At 65.2% G+C, this 20,609-nt stretch carries 11 protein-coding genes; 6 read left to right on the forward strand and 5 right to left on the reverse strand.

Annotated elements, in window-relative coordinates:
• Window position 1 precedes the first annotated feature (1 nt).
• The 5 genes from ACIPPQ_RS21380 to ACIPPQ_RS21400 all read right to left on the reverse strand — a co-directional run bounded on the left by ACIPPQ_RS21380 (window position 2) and on the right by ACIPPQ_RS21400 (window position 5,692).
• The gene (locus tag ACIPPQ_RS21380) at window positions 2-562 is read right to left on the reverse strand and encodes an OmpA family protein (protein ID WP_446546060.1); all 561 of its coding nucleotides are present in this window, start codon (window positions 560-562) and stop codon (window positions 2-4) included.
• Window positions 559-1,962: an efflux transporter outer membrane subunit gene (locus ACIPPQ_RS21385; protein WP_446546061.1), complete on the reverse strand. Its 1,404-nt coding sequence runs from the start codon at window positions 1,960-1,962 to the stop codon at window positions 559-561. Before ACIPPQ_RS21385 ends, ACIPPQ_RS21380 begins: the two co-directional genes overlap by 4 nt.
• Window positions 1,959-3,050 carry an HlyD family secretion protein gene (locus ACIPPQ_RS21390; RefSeq protein WP_446546062.1) on the reverse strand — a complete coding sequence of 364 codons (1,092 nt, stop codon included), beginning with the start codon at window positions 3,048-3,050 and terminating at the stop codon, window positions 1,959-1,961. The genes ACIPPQ_RS21385 and ACIPPQ_RS21390 overlap by 4 nt, the downstream gene beginning before the upstream one ends.
• Window positions 3,047-4,666 (reverse strand): MFS transporter, encoded by a 1,620-nt coding sequence (locus ACIPPQ_RS21395; protein WP_446546063.1) that lies wholly within the window; start codon window positions 4,664-4,666, stop codon window positions 3,047-3,049. The genes ACIPPQ_RS21390 and ACIPPQ_RS21395 overlap by 4 nt, the downstream gene beginning before the upstream one ends.
• Before the next feature lie 159 nt (window positions 4,667-4,825).
• Window positions 4,826-5,692 carry a hypothetical protein gene (locus ACIPPQ_RS21400; protein WP_446546064.1) on the reverse strand — a complete coding sequence of 289 codons (867 nt, stop codon included), beginning with the start codon at window positions 5,690-5,692 and terminating at the stop codon, window positions 4,826-4,828.
• Window positions 5,693-6,292: 600 nt separating this feature from the next.
• On the opposite strand from ACIPPQ_RS21400, the gene ACIPPQ_RS21405 reads away from it, so the two are divergent.
• The 6 genes from ACIPPQ_RS21405 (at window position 6,293) to ACIPPQ_RS21430 (ending at window position 20,457) form a co-directional block, all read left to right on the forward strand.
• Window positions 6,293-6,862: a DUF4019 domain-containing protein gene (locus tag ACIPPQ_RS21405; RefSeq protein WP_446546065.1), complete on the forward strand. Its 570-nt coding sequence runs from the start codon at window positions 6,293-6,295 to the stop codon at window positions 6,860-6,862.
• Window positions 6,863-7,546: 684 nt separating this feature from the next.
• Window positions 7,547-17,116, forward strand: coding sequence for a hypothetical protein (locus tag ACIPPQ_RS21410; RefSeq protein WP_446546066.1), 9,570 nt, complete (start codon window positions 7,547-7,549; stop codon window positions 17,114-17,116).
• 35 nt (window positions 17,117-17,151) lie between these two features.
• A complete protein-coding gene (locus ACIPPQ_RS21415; protein ID WP_446546067.1) occupies window positions 17,152-17,607 on the forward strand; it encodes a hypothetical protein in 456 nt (151 codons plus the stop codon).
• A 57-nt stretch (window positions 17,608-17,664) separates the two neighbouring features.
• Window positions 17,665-18,144: an OmpH family outer membrane protein gene (locus ACIPPQ_RS21420; protein ID WP_446546068.1), complete on the forward strand. Its 480-nt coding sequence runs from the start codon at window positions 17,665-17,667 to the stop codon at window positions 18,142-18,144.
• A gap of 47 nt (window positions 18,145-18,191) precedes the next feature.
• Complete coding sequence (locus ACIPPQ_RS21425; RefSeq protein WP_446546069.1) at window positions 18,192-19,832, forward strand: methyltransferase regulatory domain-containing protein; 1,641 nt, start codon at window positions 18,192-18,194, stop codon at window positions 19,830-19,832.
• 163 nt (window positions 19,833-19,995) lie between these two features.
• Window positions 19,996-20,457 carry a hypothetical protein gene (locus ACIPPQ_RS21430; protein ID WP_446546070.1) on the forward strand — a complete coding sequence of 154 codons (462 nt, stop codon included), beginning with the start codon at window positions 19,996-19,998 and terminating at the stop codon, window positions 20,455-20,457.
• Window positions 20,458-20,609 lie beyond the last annotated feature (152 nt).

Raw genomic sequence — 20,609 nt, forward strand, 5'->3', positions numbered from 1 at the left:
CTCAGTCTTCCCGGACGAGAATCAGTGTCACACGCTGATTTTTCGCCCGTTGAGCTTCGCTGTCATTGGGTGCCACGGGGTTGGCAGAGCCTTGCGTTTCGATCCGCAGCTGCTCCTTCGCGATGCCCTGGTCCTCGAGGATCCAGGCGAGGGCCTCCGCCCGCTGCCGGCCCAGTGCGAGATCGGCGCGCGGGTCGCCCGACGCATCGGTGTGGCCGATCAGCACGGCACGCACATCGGGATTGGCGTGGAGCATTGAGACGAAGCGGGGGATTCTGCCCAGCGATTCTGGCGTCGGCTCCGACGAGCGGCCAGCGAACTGATGGCCGCCGAGTTCGAAGCTCTTCTGCGCGCTGTCATGGTCGGCGAGCCAGTCAACAAGGTTGCGGCCCACGGTCCCGCGGGGTGCGAGCATCGTCGCTCCATCGCGCAGCGCGACGAGGTCGGCCACCTTGTCCTCCTCGATCGCCGGGCCCGGCGGGTCCTTCTGGCAGGCGCGGATTGACAACACGACGGCCATGAGGAGAAGCAGGGGCAACAGGATCAGAAGCAACCGGGTCATAGATCGGATTCCCTTCGGCTCGGCGATCGTCGCCAGCCGCCCCCCAGCGCCTGGAAGAGGCCGACCAGCGTCTGCAGCCGGTCGCTCCGCACCTGGAGGAGCGCCAGTTCGGACGATAGAAGGCCGCGTTCGGCATCGAGCTGTTCGAGGTAGGGCGAATAGCCTTCGCGATAACGGCTTGCAGCGAGATCGCGCGCCCGTGCGAGGGCATCACGCTCCGCCGCGAGCGCGCCTTCCTGTTCGCGCAGCCGGCCTTCCGCGGCCATGCCGTCTTCAACTTCGCGAAACGCGCCGAGAACGGCTTTTCGATAGGCGAAGGCGGCCTGGTCACGGCGTGCGGCGGCTCCTTTCGCCTGGGCCTGAAGCCGGCCGCCGTTGAAGATCGGCGCCAGAATGCTGCCGCCCAGCGAGAACAGCGACAAGGGATCGCCCGTGAGCAGGCTCGATGCAACGAAGCCACCCGACGCCGAGAGGCTGATGTCGGGCATAAACGCCGCGCGCGCGGCATCGAGACTGCGGTCCGCGGCCACGATCTGCTGCTCGGCGGCCCCGAGATCCGGGCGGCGGCGCAGCAGGTCGGCGGGAAGCGCGACTGGAACCGCGGGAAGCGGCAGCCCCGTGAGGACCGTGCCGCGGCCGATCGGCCCCGGCGCGCGGCCCAGAAGAATGCTGAGCCCGTTTTCCTGTCTGGTGATCGCGAGTTCGATCGACGGAATCTGCTGCGCCGCCGCCTGATATTCCGCCTGAGCCTGCGCGAGCTCAAGCTGCGAACCGTAGCCGGCGTCGGACCGGCGGCGGATCAGCGCCAGCGTCGCCTTGCGGGCATCGAGGGTCCGGCGGAGAATATCGAGGCGGGCGTCCAGCGTCCGGAGCTGGACATAGCCGCTGGCCACCGAACCCTCGATCGCGAGGCGCAAGCTCTCGCGCCCATATTGGGTCGCGAGCAACTGCGCCCGCGCCGCCGCGGTGCCATTTCGCAGCCGTCCAAAAAGATCGAGGTCATAGGAAGCACGAAGTTCGGCCTGGCCTGCCCATTGTTCGACTGGCTTGCCGAAGGCGCTGACCTCACGATCGCGTCTTCCCGCCGCCTGCGCGCTGACCGCCGGCTGCTGCAAGCCGCGGGCATTGTCGAACTGCGCGCGGGCTTCCTCGACGCGCGCCGCGGCGATCGCCAGATCGTCATTCTTCGTTAAGGCCTCCCCGACAAGCGCGGTGAGTGCGGGGTCGTCGAAAAGGCACCACCATTCGCGCGGGGCTTCTCCTTCGCCGTCCACGGACGGCATTCGCCAGTTGGCGGGGGCCGCGATATCCGCTTCGGAGGGAATCTCGGGCCGCGGTCCAGCCGCACAAGCGGATAGCAGACCGGCAAAGGCGAGAGCGGCTACGGTTCTTCGCATCATCGCGATCCTGTCTCGACTCGCACTTCGACCGACATGCCGGGCCGGAGCCGCGCTGTGCCGGGCTGCTTGGGATTTATACGGATGCGCACGCCGATCCGCTGCGGGATCTTGACGAAATTCCCCGTCGCATTGTCCTGCTTCAACACGGAAAATTCCGAGCCCGCCGCCGGCGACACCCGCTCGACGCGTCCTTCGAATTTCGCTCCGTCCAGCCCATCGACACGGAAGCTGGCGCGCTGGCCGGGGTGGACATGCGCGGTCTGCGCTTCCTTGAAATTGGCGATCACCCAGTGGACCGGCGGAACGATCGCAAGAAGCTGGGTACCGTTTGTGACATATGCGCCGAGGCGGATATTGACTTCCCCCAAGGTGCCGCTCTCGGGCGCGCGGACGACGGTGTGATCGAGGTCGATCTCGGCGGCGCGAAGCTGCGCGCGCGCGGCGGCGACCTGCGCCTCGAGGCCCCCGCGGCCCACGTCGACGGTGCGGACATCCTGTCGGCCGATTTCGGTGGCGGCGAACGCCTGCTGGAGCTGTGCCTCGGCTTGGGCGAGGGCAGCATGCGTCTGGTCGCGCTCGCGCAGCGAGATCGATCCGTCGCGAACGAGATCGCGCGCCCGCACCATATCGGCGCGCGCACGCGCGAGCTGCGCGCGCGCGCTCGCGATCCCGGCCATTTGTCCCGCGAGATTGGCGCTGCGCGACGCATGCGCCTGTTTCGAGTTGGCAAGCGAGGCCTCGGCCGCCGCGAGATTGGCGCGAGCCTGCTCGACGCGGGCGCGATAGCTCTGGTCGTCGATCCGCGCGAGTATCTGTCCTGCCGAGACCTGCTGATAATCCTCGACGAGAACTTGGGTGACATAACCGCTGACTTGCGGCGCGATGACCGTCGTCCGGCCGCGGATATAGGCATTGTCGGTCTCGATCTGGCGGCCTGCAAAAGGCGGGAGATCCCACGCCGCGAGAACGAGCATCACTGCGGTCAGACCGAGGGCGATCACCGCCGCAACGCGGAGCGGCCGCCGATGAGCGGCACGTCCGTCGGATCCGGCTTGCTCGGTGGTGATGTCGTTGGTATCTGCCGTCACTGGATCTGCTCTCCTCGGCGCCGTCGCGCTGCCATCCGAATGTTGATAAAAATATAGACCGCGGTGATGACCGCCAGGATCGCGACAAGACGGAAGGTGTCGGTGTAGGCGATCACCGCCGCCTCGCGTGCCACCGTCTGCCCGAGAAGACCGGCGCCCTGCGTCCCGCGCTGGGCCGGATCGACGAGCGCACCGGCAAGTGAGGCCGCGCCGCCCGCGATCCGCGCCGCGGCTTGGGGATCGCCCGCGACAATCTCTCCCGACAGCACCCCGACCGCTTCGCGGGCCCAGATCGTCTGCATTGTGCCGAGAAAGGCCGAACCGATCAGGCCGCCGACATTCTGGGTGATACTGAACGCGACGACGAAACTGACGAGATGGTCGCCGCCGCGCTGCATCATGCGCAGGAAGCCGTAGAGCATCGCGGGACCCACGAAGAGCGTGGTCCCGAAACCGATCAACGCCTGGCTCCAGATGAGTTGGGCGGGGCGGGTGAGCGAGTTCGCGTCGCTGTCGAGCCAGGCGCCTGCCGCGATGATCAGCGAGGCCGCGAGAACCTGCCAAGGCAGGCGCCGTTCGGAAAGCGTCAGCGCCGCGACCGCAATGCCGAGCAGCATGGCGAGAATGACGGCACCGAAAAGCATGCGGAGCTGGTCGTTGTTCAGCCCGCCCAGGGTGAGAAGACCGACCGCGCCATAGGTTTGCTCGGCGAGCGCCAGTCGTATCACCATCGCGACCGCGATGAAGCGCAGAATGCCGAGCGTGCCGAGCCATTCGAAATGCACCAGCGGATTTTTGCGGCCCGTCTCGATCAGATAAGCCATCGCGAGAAGCGGGATGGACGCCGCCAGCGCATAGCCGAGCCATGGTGTATCGACCCACCACAGAACGCGACCGTGATTGATCACCTGGCAGAGCAGCAGCATGCCCGCGACGACGAGCGCTATGGTCGCGAAATCGAGCGGCGCGAAGGTCTTCGCCCGGTCGCTGCGCGGGAGTGGCAGGAGAAGAAGGAGCGCGATCGACGCGAGGGCGATCGCGATCTCGATGACATGAAGACCCCAGAGACCGTTTGCGGTGAGGACATCGACCGGAACGAGGCGTGCGAGCGGGGATCCGATCTGGGGCAGGCCGATGCCGATCACGGCGCCCAGCGGTTTGATCTTTTGCGGTAGCGCCTGCATGAGATAATAGATGCCGAGCGTCACGATCGCGGCGGCTTCCATGCCACTCACGCCGCGCAGGATCGCCGCCGAGGCGAAGCCGGGGACGAGAAACTGGAACGCGCCGGCAAGCGCGTAGAGCGCGAGGAGGAAGATCGTCACCTGCGGTATGCCGAACTGCGTGCGCGCCTTGACAAGGGTCAGATTGGCGCTGGCATTCATGGCGACGTATATGGCTGGCAGGGCGGCCGCCTGCGCGGCATAAATGCCAAGTTCGCCCGCGATCGGACCGGTGTTGACCGTGGTCAGCGCATTTCCGAAGGTCGAGGTGATGCCAAGGAACGTCCCGATCGCGAAATAGGCGATGCGCCGACGCCCCGTATGCGCCGGCGAAAAGGGTGAACCGACGAAGAGCGGCCGCTCTTCATCCTTCGAGGCACCCGCCGGGCTCATCGCCGGCCGGCGCCGGGCGCACAGCGGCCTGCAGCGTGAGGTTCGCATGGGCGGTCGGGGGCTTGTCTTGGCATGATCTTGTTCCGCTGCACCTGCTCGCGAAGGCCGGGCGATAGCGTTGGCCGACGGCAACGGGGAGTGAGCGCCCGTCGCTAACCGTTAGGAAGGGGCGACCGCGCGATGCTGGCAAGCGCGGTTTCGGGATAATGGCTGATGCGGCGCGCGATGCGGCCCTGGGGGCAGGACATTTCGGTGCAGCAACTCGAAGGGAATCTTCGCCCTCACTTCGTCCGCAAGCCGTTCCTCAAGCGCGATGGGCTCGTCGAGCGGCCCGTCAAAGCGCTCCGACCATAGCGCGAAGCCAAGCGAGTCCGACAATTCAATCGTGGTCCGGACCGTCGACCCGGTAACGCGGAGGCTGCCGTATAAAAAGGTCCTGGCTTGCGTCATCTCGACCGCTTCGGGCAGCGAGTAGAACCGGTGCTTGAACTGGAATATGAGCATTCGCGGGGCGAGTTGGATCGAGGTGCCATGTTCGAGCGCGAAGATAACCTCGTCGGTCAGACCGTCGGCCACAGGATCATAGGCCTCGCTTCCCGCCAGCGTGCGAAAGGGGAGGATCGCGAGGTCGACGCCGATCGGCGCGGTCGAGCCAGGCAATGCGCGGGATCCGTCGTCGACATTCGCGAAGGTGAAGATCGGACGATAGCCGCCTTGCGGCAAGCTGATGCGCACAGCCGAAGTCCGGCCATCGCTTTCATAATATTCGTGGAGCTTCCTGCGCAGGCGCCGCGCTTCGACGCGAACCGACGAGTCGATCCCCGGATCATAGGGGCTGCTTCGACTGTATAGCGCGTCGCCGATTACCAATTCCTTCAGCGAATCGCCACGTCCGTTCAATGTCTCGATCACGAGAAATTCGAGCAGAGCGAACAACCGCCCGCTGCGCGAGAAGGTTTCGCTTCGGCGCAGTTGTTCCAGCTGATCGGAGATGGAACCGATTTCGAAGCTCGGTTCCAATTTCAAGGCGAGTCCTTCGATCATCTGACTGCCGTTCGGTTTGCTTCAACACAGAAATTATGGGCTGGTCCGCTTAAGGCAAGGGGGACGCGGACCAGCCCGCGACACGCTTCCCGGCTCATGCAAGGAAGCGAGGACGCGCGTCGAAACCGATGATGCTGCTCGAACATATTTCCTCCCCTGCGAGCATATTCGGCCGCATCAGGAAGAAAGACGCACGATGGCGATGGCCATGCACCGCGGCGACGAAGTTTTTCTCATCCGGGTATATGCTCTCCTCGTTCTTGTCGCTTCCGCTTCACACGGAGCGGCCGCGCCGACACGATCGACCATATTCCGGGGATAGCTAGACGGCGTTTCATTTTGCTTGCCGGCGTGGCGGCCGCCGGGGAGATGCCCGCAGCCCATGGGGCCAGTCGCCGTATAATCCGTGGCTCTTCGACTGCGAACGGCGCGGTTGCCGGAAAAAAAGGAGCCGGGCGTTCCAACGGGAAAAATATTGTCCCCAAGTGCATGACCGCAAATCGTCTGCGTCTCCTAGGCATTGATGCATGGCGAAGCGTTCCGATCGCTTCGTTGCGAACTTCAGGAGGGACGAATATTATCATGAAAAATTTGGGAATTTTCGCCGCCGGCCTTCTGACAGTGATGATTATGGCAGCGGCGCCCGCGACGGCAAGCGTGCCGGCAGATCGAGGCGGGCTTCCGACCCAAGTTTCCAATGCCGCCGCACAGCAGGCGGCGCCGGCTTCCGCCGCGCAGCCCGCTCAACTATCGGGCGACGCCTTCATACGCACGGCGCTGGCAACGGTTCAGGCGCTCGACGGCGATGGCGCCGGGCAGATTTACGATGCCGCTTCGGCGACAATGAAGGGGGCGATTTCCAGGGAAAGGTTCATTGCCTCGGTAGCGGAGAACAAGGCGCGCCGTGGGGCGGTGAGGTTACGCGACTGGTTGCGCGTCGAGCGCATGAGCGTGCCGACGTCCGCACCGGGAGCGGCGCCTTCGCTGGTGCCTCCCGGCCTTTATGTAACGGTCAACTTGGTGGCCTTCGGAGCGCGGAACGGGGTCGATGTAGAGCAACTGAGCTTCCGCCTCGATCAGGATAATAGCTGGCGCCTGGCTGGCGTGGTTACGGTCACGCCGCCGGCTCAGCCGCCGGCGCCCGCGCGTTAATAAGGCGGCTTTGATCATTTTTTTCGGCCGGTCCGGTGGGATCCGGACGGAGCAATATAATTCCGGTATGAAGGGCAGGGCATCATGGTCAATCGCAGCAACGGACAGCGGCTTTATTCGGGTTGGGACGCGGGACATCTGCTTTCAGTGTGCGGCAAAGGCGGACGTCGCCGTATCATGTCTGCGCTGCGGCGTTCGGCGAGCCATGTGATGTTCGGCCGGCAGCGCCACATCGGCGCGATCGGGCTTGGAAGTTTTTCGGGTGCCGATCGGACGCCCTCCTTAATCTTGGGGGCTGGCGAGAGTGTCACCCGACTTTCTCTCGCAGGCAGCATGGCGGCGACGCTGCTCGCCGTTACGATGCCGGCGATGGCGCAAACCAATTACGAAGCGGGCGGCGGCAAAACGCAAAATTCCATCGTCTCGAATAACCTCTACACATATTGTACGCCGAGCAATACTTATTCGAGCAACCCCGACCAGACGTGCGTAGTCGATGCCGTTAATATTTACTCAGTCGCATCCTCATATTCTATTGCGATTGGCAACAACGCCATTGCTGGCAGCAACTCGGTATCACTCGCCGAGGGATACGCTGGTATTGCCATCGGCGATAACTCGAAATCGACCGGTGGCGCATCGACGGCCTTGGGTATGTATTCTCAGGCACTTAAGGTGGGATCGATGGCGCTGGGCACTGCGACCTACGCCAACGGCTTTAACAGTCTCGCGATGATGCGTCAGGCGACCGCGACGGGCAATTTTGCGATGGCGATGGGGACCGCCAGTCTTGCGAGCGGCGCGGGCGCGGTTTCGGTCGGCCATTCGACGCAGGCGACGGGAGACCGTTCGATCGCGATCGGCAGTTCGGCGGCTGTCGGCGGCACGCTTGCCGACGCCGGATATGATGCAGCGACGAATACGCAGGCGACTGGCGTGAAATCGATTGCGCTGGGCGCGTCGGCGCGGGCGTCGGGGGACCAATCGATCGCTCAGGGCGACGGGGCGACGGCGACCAGGGACGGTGCGATTGCAGTCGGACAGAGCGCGGCTTCGACCGGGACCAATGCAATCGCAATCGGCGCTGGGGCGCGAGCAACGGGTTCGGTGGCAATGGGGGCAGGCGCTCTCGCGGGCAATGGCGGAGCAGCATTTGGCGATGGCGCGGTTGCAACCTATTTGAGTGGCGCGACGACCGCCGGCACGATTGCAGGGGCGGCGTTCGGGCAGAATGCCAAGGCCGACGTGTCGGGTGCGACCGCGCTCGGCACCAATGCCTTCGCGTCTGGCAGGGATTCGACCGCAATTTCGAGCGCTACCGCGTCGGGACTTAATACCATCGCCGTCGGTAAGGGCGCCTTGGCGCCTGCTGCCAATGCCGTGGTGATCGGCGCGGGTGCCAATGTCAAGGTCGGGGCGGTCGCGAGCGCGGGGCCGATAGCGATCGGCTTCAATGCCCAGGTGCAGAGCGCGGGCGGAGGAACGAGCGGGGCCAATAACGGCGTCGCACTTGGTTCGGGAGCAAAAGCCAATGTCACATCGGGGGCGGGAGCTTCCCCCCTTGCTATCGGCACGACTTCCAATGCGAGTGGCAGTGGATCGCAGGTGGCGATTGGCGATCAGGCGCTCGCGTCGGGCAAGAATGCGGTTTCGATCGGCGGCAACGCCTTCGCGGCCGGGACGAAGGCGACGGGCGATTATTCCATGGCCATGGGTCCCGGCGCGAACGCGGGCGGGACCAACAGCCTGGCGCTCGGGGGATCAGCTATCAGCGGCGCTACGGCGAGCCAGGTCAATTCGGTGGCGGTCGGCGCGCAATCGACGTCGAGTGCGACCAATGCTGTTGCTATCGGTGTCGGCACTCAGGCGACGGGCGCTGATGCGACCGCGATCGGCACGGCGGCGAAGGCGGTTGCCGATGGAACGGCGATCGGTCAGAACGCCAATGCGAGTATCGGCAACAGCGTGGCGATCGGCGCGGATTCGACGACGACGGCGGCCTCGACGGGTCCTTATATGATCAACGGCGGGGCGGCGGCGGGAACGACCGCGGCGGGCGTGGTATCGGTTGGCTCGGCGGGCAAGGAGCGCCAGATCCAGAATGTGGCGGCGGGAGCGCTGACGGCGGCCTCGACCGATGCGGTGAACGGCTCGCAGCTTTATGCGGTCGGCAGCTCGGTGAACAATCTCGGAAGCAGCGTGGCGAAGGGGCTTGGCGGGACGTCGAGCTATGACCCGACGACGGGCACGGTTACGACGAAGCTGAGCGTTGGCGGGACCGGCTATGGCGATGTGAACAGCGCGCTGGATGCGGTGAACACGCTGGCGGGCACGGGATGGAATGTGCAGGCGAACGGCGGCGCGGCGGACAAGATCGCGCCGGGCGAGACGCTGACGGTCGTCGACGGGAAGAACACGGCGGTCGTCTATGATGCGGCGGCGAACAAGCTGAGTGTGGCGGTGGTCGACAATCCGTCCTTCACGAGTGTGACGACGGGCGGCACAAAGCTCGATGCGAACGGCCTGACGATCAGCGGCGGCCCGAGCCTCACGACAGGCGGCATCGATGCGGGCGGCAAGAAGGTCACCAATGTCGCGGTAGGATCAGCCCCGACCGATGCGGTGAATGTCGGGCAGCTGTCCGCGACGGTCGCGGCGAACAAGACCAAATATTATTCGGTGAACTCGACCGGCGGTGGCAACGAGCTCAACAACGGCGCCACCGGTGCCGATGCGATCGCCGCGGGCAAGGACGCAGCGGCATCGAAGGGCGCCGCGATCGCGATCGGCCAGAGCGCGTCGTCTTCGGGCGCACAGGCGGTTGCGATCGGCAAGGGCGCATCGGCGACAGGGGTCTCGGGGGTCGCGCTGGGTCAGCTGGCGCAGTCGGCGCAGGTCAATTCGATCGCGATTGGCCTGGGAGCGAAGGCGGGAACGGCTTCGCAAAATGGAAACTCCATCGCAATGGGCGCGGCGGCTTCAGCCGTGAATGATTTTGCCGTGGCGATTGGCTGGCAGGCCAGCACCGGAAGCGAGGCGATTCAGCGTGCGGTTGCAATGGGTCCGGCGGCGAAAGCGCTGAAGTGGGGCGCAGTGGCGATCGGGGCGGACACGCAGGCGACGGGGGAATATAGCACCGCGCTGGGCTTCCTGTCGCAGGCGGGCAATGAAGGCGCGACCTCGGTGGGCCTTCTTTCGAAGGCATCGGGTTTCCAGAGCACGGCGGTCGGCGCTGGCTCCGAGGCGATCGGCAAGCAGAGCATCGCGATCGGTGTCGGCAATGTGGTGAGCGGCGATCAATCGGGTGCGTTGGGCGATCCCAACGTCGTAAGCGGCGCTGGCTCCTTCGCTGTGGGCAATAACAACAGCATCGCGAACAACAACACATTTGTATTGGGCAACAATGTAACCACGACGCAGAACAACAGCGTGGTGTTGGGGAACGCCTCGAAGGACGCGCCGGCGACGGCGGAATCGAAGACAACGATCAACGGCAAGGATTATGTATTCGCGGGCGTCGGGGCTGCCGCCAACGGCATCGTGAGCGTCGGGGCTGCGGGGACAGAGCGTCAGGTCCAGAACGTCGCGGCGGGCCGCGTCAGCGGAACATCGACCGATGCGGTCAACGGGTCGCAGCTGTTCGCGACGAACAGCGCGATCGACGAACTTGGCAAGGCCTCTGCCGCGGCCAAGACGAAATATTACAGCGTGAATTCGGCGGGCGGTGGCAATGAGCTGAACGATGGCGCGACGGGCGCCGACGCGATTGCATCAGGCAAGGATGTGGCCGCCGCTGGCGTCCAGAGCATTGCAATCGGTCGGGGGGCCAGTGTTTCAGGGGATGACTCCACGGCGGTCGGGGCGGGAAATGCGATCGCGGCGGGAAATGAAGCGGTGAGCGTCGTCGGCCGCGGGATTGAGGTGGCGGGAACCGGTAACATGTCCTCGTCGGTGCTGGGTTCGGATACGCTGTTCGCGGCATCGAACAGCCGCCAGCTGAGCGTGGTCGGTTCGGCGAATATGATCGAAGGCACGGGCCACGACAGCGTGAGCGTGACGGGCAGCGACAATGTGCTGGCGGGGACGAGCGCGCGGGTGAGCGTGACGGGCTCGGGCAATGACGTAACCGACAGCGAGGATGTCGTCGTTGCGGGCTCGGGAATATCGGTCGATGGCGCGAAATCGGCGGTGGTGATCGGCCAGGGCGGTACGGTGGCGAGCGGCACGAGCGACGCGATCGCGATCGGCACACAGGCCTCGGCGACGAAGGATGGCGCGATTGCATTCGGCAGGAGCGCCGGCTCTTCGGGAACCGATGCGATCGCGATCGGCACCGGCGCCCGCGCGACGGGCTCGGTTGCCATGGGAGCAAGAGCGAAGGCAGGCAATGGCGGGTCGGCCTTCGGCGACGGTGCGATCGCATCCTATAATGACGGATTTGTCATTCCGGATACCGTCCTTGGCACAGCGGTTGGCCAGGCAGCCGCTGCATTCGGCCAGAATGCCCAAGCAGATAGCTGGGGAGCAACCGCGATAGGCACCAACACGACCGCATCGCAGAAAAACGCCATCGCCATTGGCAGCGGAGCGAAGGCACCGGTAACGAACGCGATCGTGATCGGGGGGGGCGCCGAAACCCGATCGAACGGACCGGACGGCGGCGGCCTCGGACCGGTCGTGATTGGCGCGAAGGCGCAGGTATTCGAATTTCTGCCTGGACCGGTGTCGGGGCAGAATCTTGGCATCGCGATCGGCGGCCGCGCCGAGGCGAATCTTTCGGCGCCGGATGGCGGAGCTCCGATTGCGATCGGCGTCGCAGCCATCGCGACGGGCGCCGGATCGCAGGTAGCGATTGGCGCTGAAGCGCACGCGACCGGCAGGAATGCGATTGCCATCGGCGCGAGACCCTTTTTGGCCGGCACGAACGCGGCAGGCGATTACTCGGTGGCACTTGGTTCGGGGGCGGACGCCCGCGGTGCGAACAGCCTTGCGATCGGCGATGTGTCCCTGTCGGGGGTGGATGCAGTCGCGATTGGCTCCAGGGCCGTTGCAAGCGTAGCGAACAGCGTCGCGCTGGGCGCGGGCAGCACGACGACGGCGGCCTCGACGGGTCCATACACGATCAACGGCGGCACGGCGGCGGGAACGGCCGCCGCGGGCGTGGTGTCGGTTGGCGCGGCGGGCAGGGAGCGCCAGCTCCAGAATGTCGCGGCGGGAACGGTATCGGCGGCATCGACCGACGCGGTGAACGGCTCGCAGCTTTACGCGGTCGGCACGTCGGTGAACAATCTCGGGAGCAGCGTGGCCATAGGGCTTGGCTGGACGTCGAGCTATGACCCGGCGACGGGGAAGGTCGCGACGAACCTCAGCGTTGGCGGGACGGGCTATAGCGATGTGAACAGCGCGCTGGATGCGGTGAACACGCTGGCCGGCACGGGATGGAATGTGCAGGCGAATGGCGGCGCGGCGGACAAGATCGCGCCCGGCGAGACGCTGACGATCACCGACGGGAAGAACACGCAGGTCGTGTATGATGCGGCGGCGAACAAGCTGAGCGTGGCGGTGATCGACAATCCCTCCTTCACGAGCGTGACGACGGGCGGCACGAAGCTCGACGCGAACGGCCTGACGATCAGCGGCGGCCCGAGCGTGACGGCGGCCGGTGTGAATGCGGGCGGCAAGGCGATCACCAATGTCGCGACCGGATCGGCCCCGACCGATGCGGTGAATTTGGCTCAGTTGAACGAAGCGCAGGCGGCGGCGACAACGCGCTATTACAGCGTCAACGATGCCGGCACGAAGGGCGGCAATTATAATAATGACGGGGCTCGGGGCAACAATAGCCTGGCGGCGGGTGTCGGGGCTTCGACCGGCGAGGGCGCGACCAACGGCGTCGCTATCGGTACCGGAGCGACGATTACAACGGTGGCCGGAAATCCGCGAGCGCCGATCAACGGGATTTCCGTTGGCACGAAGGCGTCGGTCGCCACCGAAAGCGGCATCGCGATCGGCAATGAGGCCGCGGTTAGCGCATCCGTGGATAGCCGCAACGGCATCGCCATTGGCGGAAGATCGCAGGTAACGGGTCAAAATGGCGTGGCGATCGGCGGGGGTGGCAATGGCACCGATAACGGAGCCGGCGCCGGCCTCACCAATATCGCGGGTAACAGCGCCACAGCGGTCGGCTTCGGTAGCCGCGCCACTGGCCGCGGTGACGTCGCGATCGGCTATGCCTCGACCGCGCAATCGACTTCGCCGCTCGCGGCGGTGATTGATAGCAATTATAATACGGCGCTGGGCTATCGGGCATCGGCGGAGAGCCCGTTGGGTGGCGCGGTTTCGCTCGGCGCCTTCAGCAAGGCGAGCGGAACAGGCGCTACGACGATCGGCAATAACAGCGCGGCGCTTGGCGACGGATCGGTCGCCATGGGCGGCGGGACGGCAAAGAATTCGGGGGCTAGCGCGTCGGGTACGAATTCGATCGCATTGGGCGGTTCCAATCTCCTCGGTACGGGAGCGGCGCAGGCCAGTGGCGATATGTCGATCGCGCTCGGCTTCGGTTCGAAAGCCGGCAAAAACAACGCCATCGCGGTAGGCAACGGGGCTGTGTCATCGGGCGTCGATGCGATAGCCGTTGGCACGGGTGCGCAGGCGACGAGCAGGGGTATTGCTATCGGTTTGGGGTCCGCTGTTGCGGGCGATCAATCGGCGGCGGTCGGAGCGGGAAATACGATCGCGGCGGGAAATGAGGCGGTGAGCGTCGTCGGCCGCGGGATTGAGGTGGCGGGAACCGGTAACATGTCCTCGTCGGTGCTGGGTTCGGATACGCTGTTCGCGGCATCGAACAGCCGCCAGCTGAGCGTGGTCGGTTCGGCGAATATGATCGAAGGCACGGGCCACGACAGCGTGAGCGTGACGGGCAGCGACAACCAGCTGGCGGGCACCAATGCGCGGGTGAGCGTGACGGGCTCGGGCAATGACGTGACCGACAGCGAGGATCTGGTCGTCGCGGGGTCGGGGATATCGGTTGACGGCGCGAAGTCGGCGGTGGTGATTGGCCAGGGCGGCACGGTCGCGAGCGGCACGAGCGACGCGATCGCGATCGGCACGCAGGCCTCGGCGACGAAGGACGGCGCGATCGCATTCGGCAAGAGCGCCTCCTCCTCGGGCACCGATGCGATCGCGATCGGCACCGGCGCCCGCGCGACCGGTTCGGTCGCCATGGGAGCAGGCGCATCGGCGGGTCTTGGCGGTACGGCGCTGGGCGACGGCGCGAAGGCGACGGTGGCGGGCGGCGTTGCGCTCGGCAAGAATTCGGTCGAAAGCTCCGCCCATGCGACGGCTTCGGGGACGGTCAACGGCAAGAGCTACGCCTATGCCGGTGCGGCGCCGACGAGCGTGGTGAGCGTCGGCGATGCCGGGGCCGAGCGCCAGCTGACTAATGTCGCGGCGGGCCGGGTCAGCGGTACGTCTACCGATGCGGTGAACGGATCGCAGCTGTTCGCAACGAACAGCGCGATCGACGGCCTTGGGCAGACGGTCGCGGCGAACAAGACCAAATATTACAGCGTGAACTCGGCAGGCGGTGGCAACGAGCTCAACGATGGGGCGACGGGCGCCGATGCGATCGCTGCGGGCAAGGATGCGGCGGCCTCGGGTGTCCAGAGCGTGGCGCTCGGCGTTGGTTCGACCGTCGCGGGGAGCGATGCAACGGCGATCGGCGCAAGCAACGCAATCGCGGCGGGGAATGACGCGGTGAGCTTTATCGGGCGCGGCAACGTCCTGTCGGGTGGCGGGAATAGCCTCGTGTCGGTGACGGGTTCGGACAACGGCATCACGGCCACGCAAAGCCGGCAGCTGAACGTGACCGGTTCCAACAATGCGATCGGTGGCGCGAACCATGACAGCGTGAGCGTGACCGGCAGCGACAACCAGCTTTCGGGCACCAATGCGCGGGTGAGCGTGACGGGCTCGGGCAATGACGTGACCGACAGCGAAGACAGCGTGGTCGCGGGTTCGGGAATATCGATCAATGGCGTGAAGTCGGCGGTCGTCCTCGGCCAGAACAGCTTCGTGGCGAGCGGCGCTTCCGGCGTCATCGCGATCGGAGAGAACGTCCATGTCGGAGCGAGTAACAGCATCGCGCTCGGTACCGGTGCTCATGTCGGCGAAGCAAATTCGGTCGCTCTGGGTGCAGGCAGCATCACCGCGGCGGCGGTGGCAACTCCGACAGGCAGCATCGGCGGCAAGACCGCCACCTTTGCCGGCGGCGCGCCGGCGGGGGTTGTCTCGGTTGGAGGGGCCGGTGCCGAAAGGCAGGTCCAGCATGTCGCCGCGGGTCAGGTCACGGCAACTTCGACCGACGCGATCAACGGGTCGCAACTCTTTGTCACCAACCAGCAGGTGGATATCACCGCGGCGAACCTCGCCAACCTGGGCAAGACCGCTGCGGCCGGCATGGGGGGAGGGTCGGTCTATGACCCGGCGACAGGCAAGCTGACGACCAGTCTTGTCCTCGGCGGTACGATCTATCCCAATGTCAACGACGCACTCACCGCGCTCAACGGTCTCGCAGGCCTCGGCTGGAATGTGACGACGGGGGCGACGGGTACGGGCGTCGTGAGCGGGACAAGCATCGCGAATGTGGCGCCGGGCGCGACGCACAGCATCACCGCGGGCGACAATATCGTCGCGACGCAGAACGGAACCGAGGTGCAGCTCGCGGTGAACCCGAACCTTGCCGTGACGAGCGTGACGGCGGGCAGCAGCAAGCTCGACACGAACGGACTCACCGTGACCGGCGGCGCCAATGGCCCGGTCGCGCTGACCGGAAGCGGCCTCGACAATGGCGGGAACAAGCTCGTCAACGTGGCCGCGGGCGAGGTCAGCGCCGCGTCGAGCGACGCGGTGAACGGCTCGCAGCTGTTCGCAACGAACCAGCAGGTGGGCACCAACACGGCGAACCTTGCCAATCTGGGGACGACGATCGCGGCGGGGATGGGCGGTGCGTCGACCTATGATCCGGCGACGGGCAAGCTTGTGACGAACCTGTCGGTCGGCGGCAGCAGCTATACCAATGTCAATGACGCATTGTCGGCCGTGAATGCGGTCGCGGGCAAGGGCTGGAATGTGACGACGGGGGCGACCGGTACGGGCGTCGCGAGCGGGACAAGCATTGCGAACGTGGCGCCGGGCGCGACGCACAGCATCACCGCGGGCGACAATATCGTCGCGACGCAGAACGGAACCGAGGTGCAGCTCGCGGTGAACCCGAACCTTGCCGTGACGAGCGTGACGGCGGGCAGCAGCAAGCTCGACACGAACGGGCTCACCGTGACCGGCGGCGCCAATGGCCCGGTCGCGCTGACCGGAAGCGGCCTCGACAATGGCGGGAACAAGCTCGTCAACGTGGCAGCTGGCGAGGTCAGCGCCGCGTCGAGCGACGCCGTGAATGGCTCGCAGCTCTTCGCCACGAACCAGCAAACTGCGAAAAATTCGACGGCGATCACCAATCTCGGCAACAGCACGGCGTCGGGCATGGGAGGGGGATCGACCTATGATCCCGCAACCGGGACGCTGGCCACCCAGCTCAATGTGAGCGGAAACAATTATGCCAATGTCAACGACGCGCTGAATGCGGTCAACCAGACGGCCAGTGCCGGCTGGAACATCCAGGCTAATGGCGGGCCGGCGACCAACATTCCGTCGAACGGCACGCTTAACATCGCCAACGGCGCGAACACGGTGGTCACACTCTCGGGCAACCAGATCCAGGTGAGCGTGGCGGCGGCGCCGACCTTTAGCGGGATGGTGACGGCCAATGGCGGATTGACGGTCGGTGCGAACACCGCCGTCGATATGGGCGGCAACCGCGTGACCAATGTCGGCGCCGGTGTCGGACCGACCGATGCGGTCAATGTCGGGCAGCTCGGCAACGCGATGAACGGCGCGGTCGACAGGGCGAACGCCTATACGGACCGCCAGATCCAGGATGTCCGCTTCGATCTCAACGATCTCCGGCGCGACACCTATGCGGGCGTCGCCGGCGCGCTGGCGGCGGCCGGACTGCCGCAGGCCTATGAGCCGGGCCGGAGCATGATCGCGGGTGCCTTCGGTACCTTCCAGGGAGAATCGGCGTTCGCGATCGGTATCTCGCGCGTGCTCGACGACGGCGCCGTCGTGATCAAGGGCGGCGCAACCTATGACACCCGCCAGCGTGCCGGCGCCAATGTCGGCATCGGTTACCAGTTCTGAACCGGGTGATGTCCTTCGGAAAGGGATCTGTTTTGATGAACGGAAAATCGCTGCTCCTGGCACTGGGATTCGGGCTGGCCGGCTTGCCGGGCAACGCCGCTGGGCAAGATGGAGGGACTTCCGAACTGGCCGCCGCGACGGTCGCGGCCTATAGCGCGCGCGTCGATCCGTCCGCTTTCCGCCAGCCCGAGCCCGAACGCAAGCGCGACCGGATTGGTACCGTCGCCGACCCGGCGGCGATCCGGCTGATCACGCCGGGCGTCGACAAGTTCAGTATTTATCGCTTGATCGGCCCGCCGCATTTCGGCGAAGGCATCACCCGCCGCTGGAATTATGTGCTGCGCATTCCGGCGAAACCGGCGAGTGCGGAACGCCTTCGCTGCCGGATGGAAATCCGCTTCGCCAAGGTCCATGGCCATTATAACGTCGCCGTGTCCGAGGTGATCTGGGAAGATCAGGCCTGCGCGGACCGGGTCGCGAGCGCGGGCTAGCAAGCCATGCGTGCGGTTTTCGCATTCGCTATTTTTCTGTGTTACTTCCAGGCGGCGATGGCGCAGACATTCGGCCCTCCGATCGCCGGAATGTGCCTGCTGTCGAAGACCGGCGTGATTTCGGGCTCGCGCGCCGGACGCTCGATGCAGCAGCAGGTTGAGACGTTGCGCACGTCGCTCGCCGGGGACGTCGCCCGGCAGCGCACCGCGCTCGCCGGTCTCGCGCGCCGGCTCGAGGCGCAACAGGGCACGACATTGCCGCTCGACTATCAGCGCCAGCTTGGTGCGCTGAGCCAGCAGTCGCAGATCGTCACCCAGACCGAGCAGCAGCATAATGCACGGCTTCAGCAGGTCCAGCTGCGGGCTCAGCAGCAAGTCGACGGCGCGCTCAACACCGCGCTGAGCCGCGTGCTGACGCTTCAGCGCTGCAGCGTCATTTTCGAGCGCGACACCGCTTATGGCTGGAACAACGCGATGGATATCACGCCCGCGGTGACGCGCGAAATGGACGGCATTCTGCAAGCGGTGTCGCTCTAGTTATTGTTTCAGCGGGCCTCGGGCCGCAGCGCCATGGAGTGGAAGATTTGACCGATGTCACTGCGCAAATCCGTCAGGACTATGATTCCATACCCTATGAATCCTTTCCTTTTCCCCAAACCAGTCCCGCTCATCTCGCGGCGGTCGCTCATCTCTTCGGATTGACCGCCCCGCCGCCGGCGACGGCGCGCATTCTCGAGCTCGGTTGCGCATCGGGCGGCAATATCCTTCCGCACGCGATCCGCTGTCCCGAGGCGCGGATCATCGGGGTTGACCTGTCGCCCGTGCAGGTGGCCGCCGGCCAGAAAATCGCCGCCATGCTCAGCCTCGACAATATCGAGCTTCGGCAAGGCGATATCGCCGAGCTCGGCGCCGACCTCGGTCTGTTCGACTATATCATCTGCCACGGCGTTTTCAGCTGGGTGCCCGGCGAGGTGCAGGATGCGATTCTTCGCATCTGCCGCGACAATCTAGCCCCCGACGGCGTGGCCTATGTCAGCTATAATTGTTATCCGGGCTGGAAGACCCGGGAAATCATCCGCGATGCGATGCTCCTGCGCGGTAAGGAGAGCCGTGCGGAAGCCAATCCGCTTGGCTATGCGAAGGGCATGGTCGATTTTCTGAAGGAGGTCGCGCCCGGAGACAGTTTGCTCGGCCATGTCCTGCAAGACCATGGCGACGCTCTCGACAGGTCACAGGATTACTACTTGGCGCACGAGTATCTCGAAACGGTCAACCGGCCTTGTTATTTTGGTGAGTTTGCCGACCGGGCAGAGAAAGCCGGCCTCGGCTATCTCGCCGAAGCGGCGATCGCGTCGATGTTCGTTTCGAACTATGGCGAAAAGGTCGCACGGCCACTGCTCGACGAATGCGGCGATAGCCAGGTGAGGCTCGAGCAATATCTCGATTTCGTCAGCAACCGGAGCTTCCGCCAGACGCTTCTGGTCCATAGCGAGCGCCTTCCCGATATCCGCTACAGGCTCGATGCGGAGCGGCTGCGATCGCTTCATATCGCTGCATCGCTCCCGCCCCGGGAGCCGGCCCCGGTCGAGGCAGGCGAAGCCGCCGCTTTCGGCCCGGAAACCGCTCCGCCCTTGTTCCTGCATACGCCGGCAGTGAAGGCAGCCGCGAAGATATGGACCGAAAACTGGCCCGCGACCTGTTCCTTCGCCGACCTGAGCGAGGCGGCATTGCGGACGCTGAAGGCGAGTGAAGGCGATACCGGCACCGTCGAAGCCGAATTGATGCAGCTTGTGGAACTCGTCGTGATACAGGGCCGCGCGAGGATCAGTCTGGAGCCCGTCGGGCGCGAAATGGGTGGCGAAGATATCCCCCGTATTGCGGATATGTGGCGCCGTTACGCCGCTGCGACGGGCGCAGCCGCTGCGCCGTTACTCGTCAATGCCTGGCATGAGGCGATTCTGCTCGATCCGGTCGAGCGGCATATCGTGGACATGCTCGACGGGGCGACACACCGGGCCGCGCTTGTCGAATTCGTCGTCGGCCGGGCGCTCGCCGGAGCGATTATTTTCTTTCGTTCGGACGATCCGGTCGGGGACGTCGATGACATACGGACCTGTGCGACCGATCATGTGAACCGCGTTCTCGCGGACTTCCCGAAGCGTTTTCTGATGGGACCCGACGAACAACAGACGCGCTCTTCCCTACTATCCGCGCTCGACGGCTGAGCGGGATCGAATGCGACTCTTCTGTCATTCGTGGCTTCCGCGTCGATCATCGGGTTTGAGCCTGCCGCGTCGAATCGTCCCGGGGGATTGGCTCGGAAGATGTGTCACAGCTCGGCAATCTCGCGGTCATAACGATGCGTGAAGGCGATAAGGAGCCTCAGCAATGAACGAGAGTCTTTCCAATCTCCACCGCATCAAGGAAGAAATCGCCGACAGCTTTGACGAGGAGCTGGAGATGGAGATGGAGATGGACGAAAGCCGGCTGGAGACGCTCCTTGCCGACATGTCGGACCATCCGGATCGCGAGGCGCTCGACCGGCGGATTTACTTTCGCGAACTGTTCCGGCTGCAGCACGAACTGGTCGTCCTGCAGGAGTGGGTCGTCCAGCAGGGACTGAAAGTCGCTGTGCTGTTCGAGGGGCGCGATTCGGCGGGCAAGGGCGGCGCGATCAAGCGCATCACCCAGCGGCTCGCCCCAAACGCGCATCGATCCGTCAAGCCATATCCACTCGCCCATCGGCAGTGCACACGGAAGCGCGTCGAGGTGCACGCCCTTCCGCACGGCTGCACGCGCGAAATCCCTGGTTCGCCGATGATGGCTCGCAACGGGAAAGGCACTTTGTAACAAGGCGATACCCGCCTTCCAAGGGTGTCAAACGGCGTTCAAAAGGGACCCCCGATCGGCGTCGAAGAGGGACCCCCTTTGAGGATATGCTGAGGGTTTGTTGAGGATGGCCTTGCGCTGCGTGCGGCGGAGGGCGGGCGTAGCCCGACCGG

The organism is Sphingopyxis sp. LARHCG72, assembly GCF_052871675.1.

Excerpts from the sequence above, each read along its gene's own strand:
- ACIPPQ_RS21380 (WP_446546060.1), bottom strand. The coding sequence starts at position 562 with ATGACCCGGTTGCTTCTGATCCTGTTGCCCCTGCTTCTCCTCATGGCC.
- ACIPPQ_RS21385 (WP_446546061.1), bottom strand. The coding sequence starts at position 1,962 with ATGATGCGAAGAACCGTAGCCGCTCTCGCCTTTGCCGGTCTGCTATCC.
- ACIPPQ_RS21395 (WP_446546063.1), bottom strand. The coding sequence starts at position 4,666 with ATGAGCCCGGCGGGTGCCTCGAAGGATGAAGAGCGGCCGCTCTTCGTC.
- ACIPPQ_RS21405 (WP_446546065.1), top strand. The coding sequence starts at position 6,293 with ATGAAAAATTTGGGAATTTTCGCCGCCGGCCTTCTGACAGTGATGATT.
- ACIPPQ_RS21410 (WP_446546066.1), top strand. The coding sequence starts at position 7,547 with ATGGCGCTGGGCACTGCGACCTACGCCAACGGCTTTAACAGTCTCGCG.
- ACIPPQ_RS21415 (WP_446546067.1), top strand. The coding sequence starts at position 17,152 with ATGAACGGAAAATCGCTGCTCCTGGCACTGGGATTCGGGCTGGCCGGC.
- ACIPPQ_RS21420 (WP_446546068.1), top strand. The coding sequence starts at position 17,665 with ATGGCGCAGACATTCGGCCCTCCGATCGCCGGAATGTGCCTGCTGTCG.
- ACIPPQ_RS21430 (WP_446546070.1), top strand. The coding sequence starts at position 19,996 with ATGAACGAGAGTCTTTCCAATCTCCACCGCATCAAGGAAGAAATCGCC.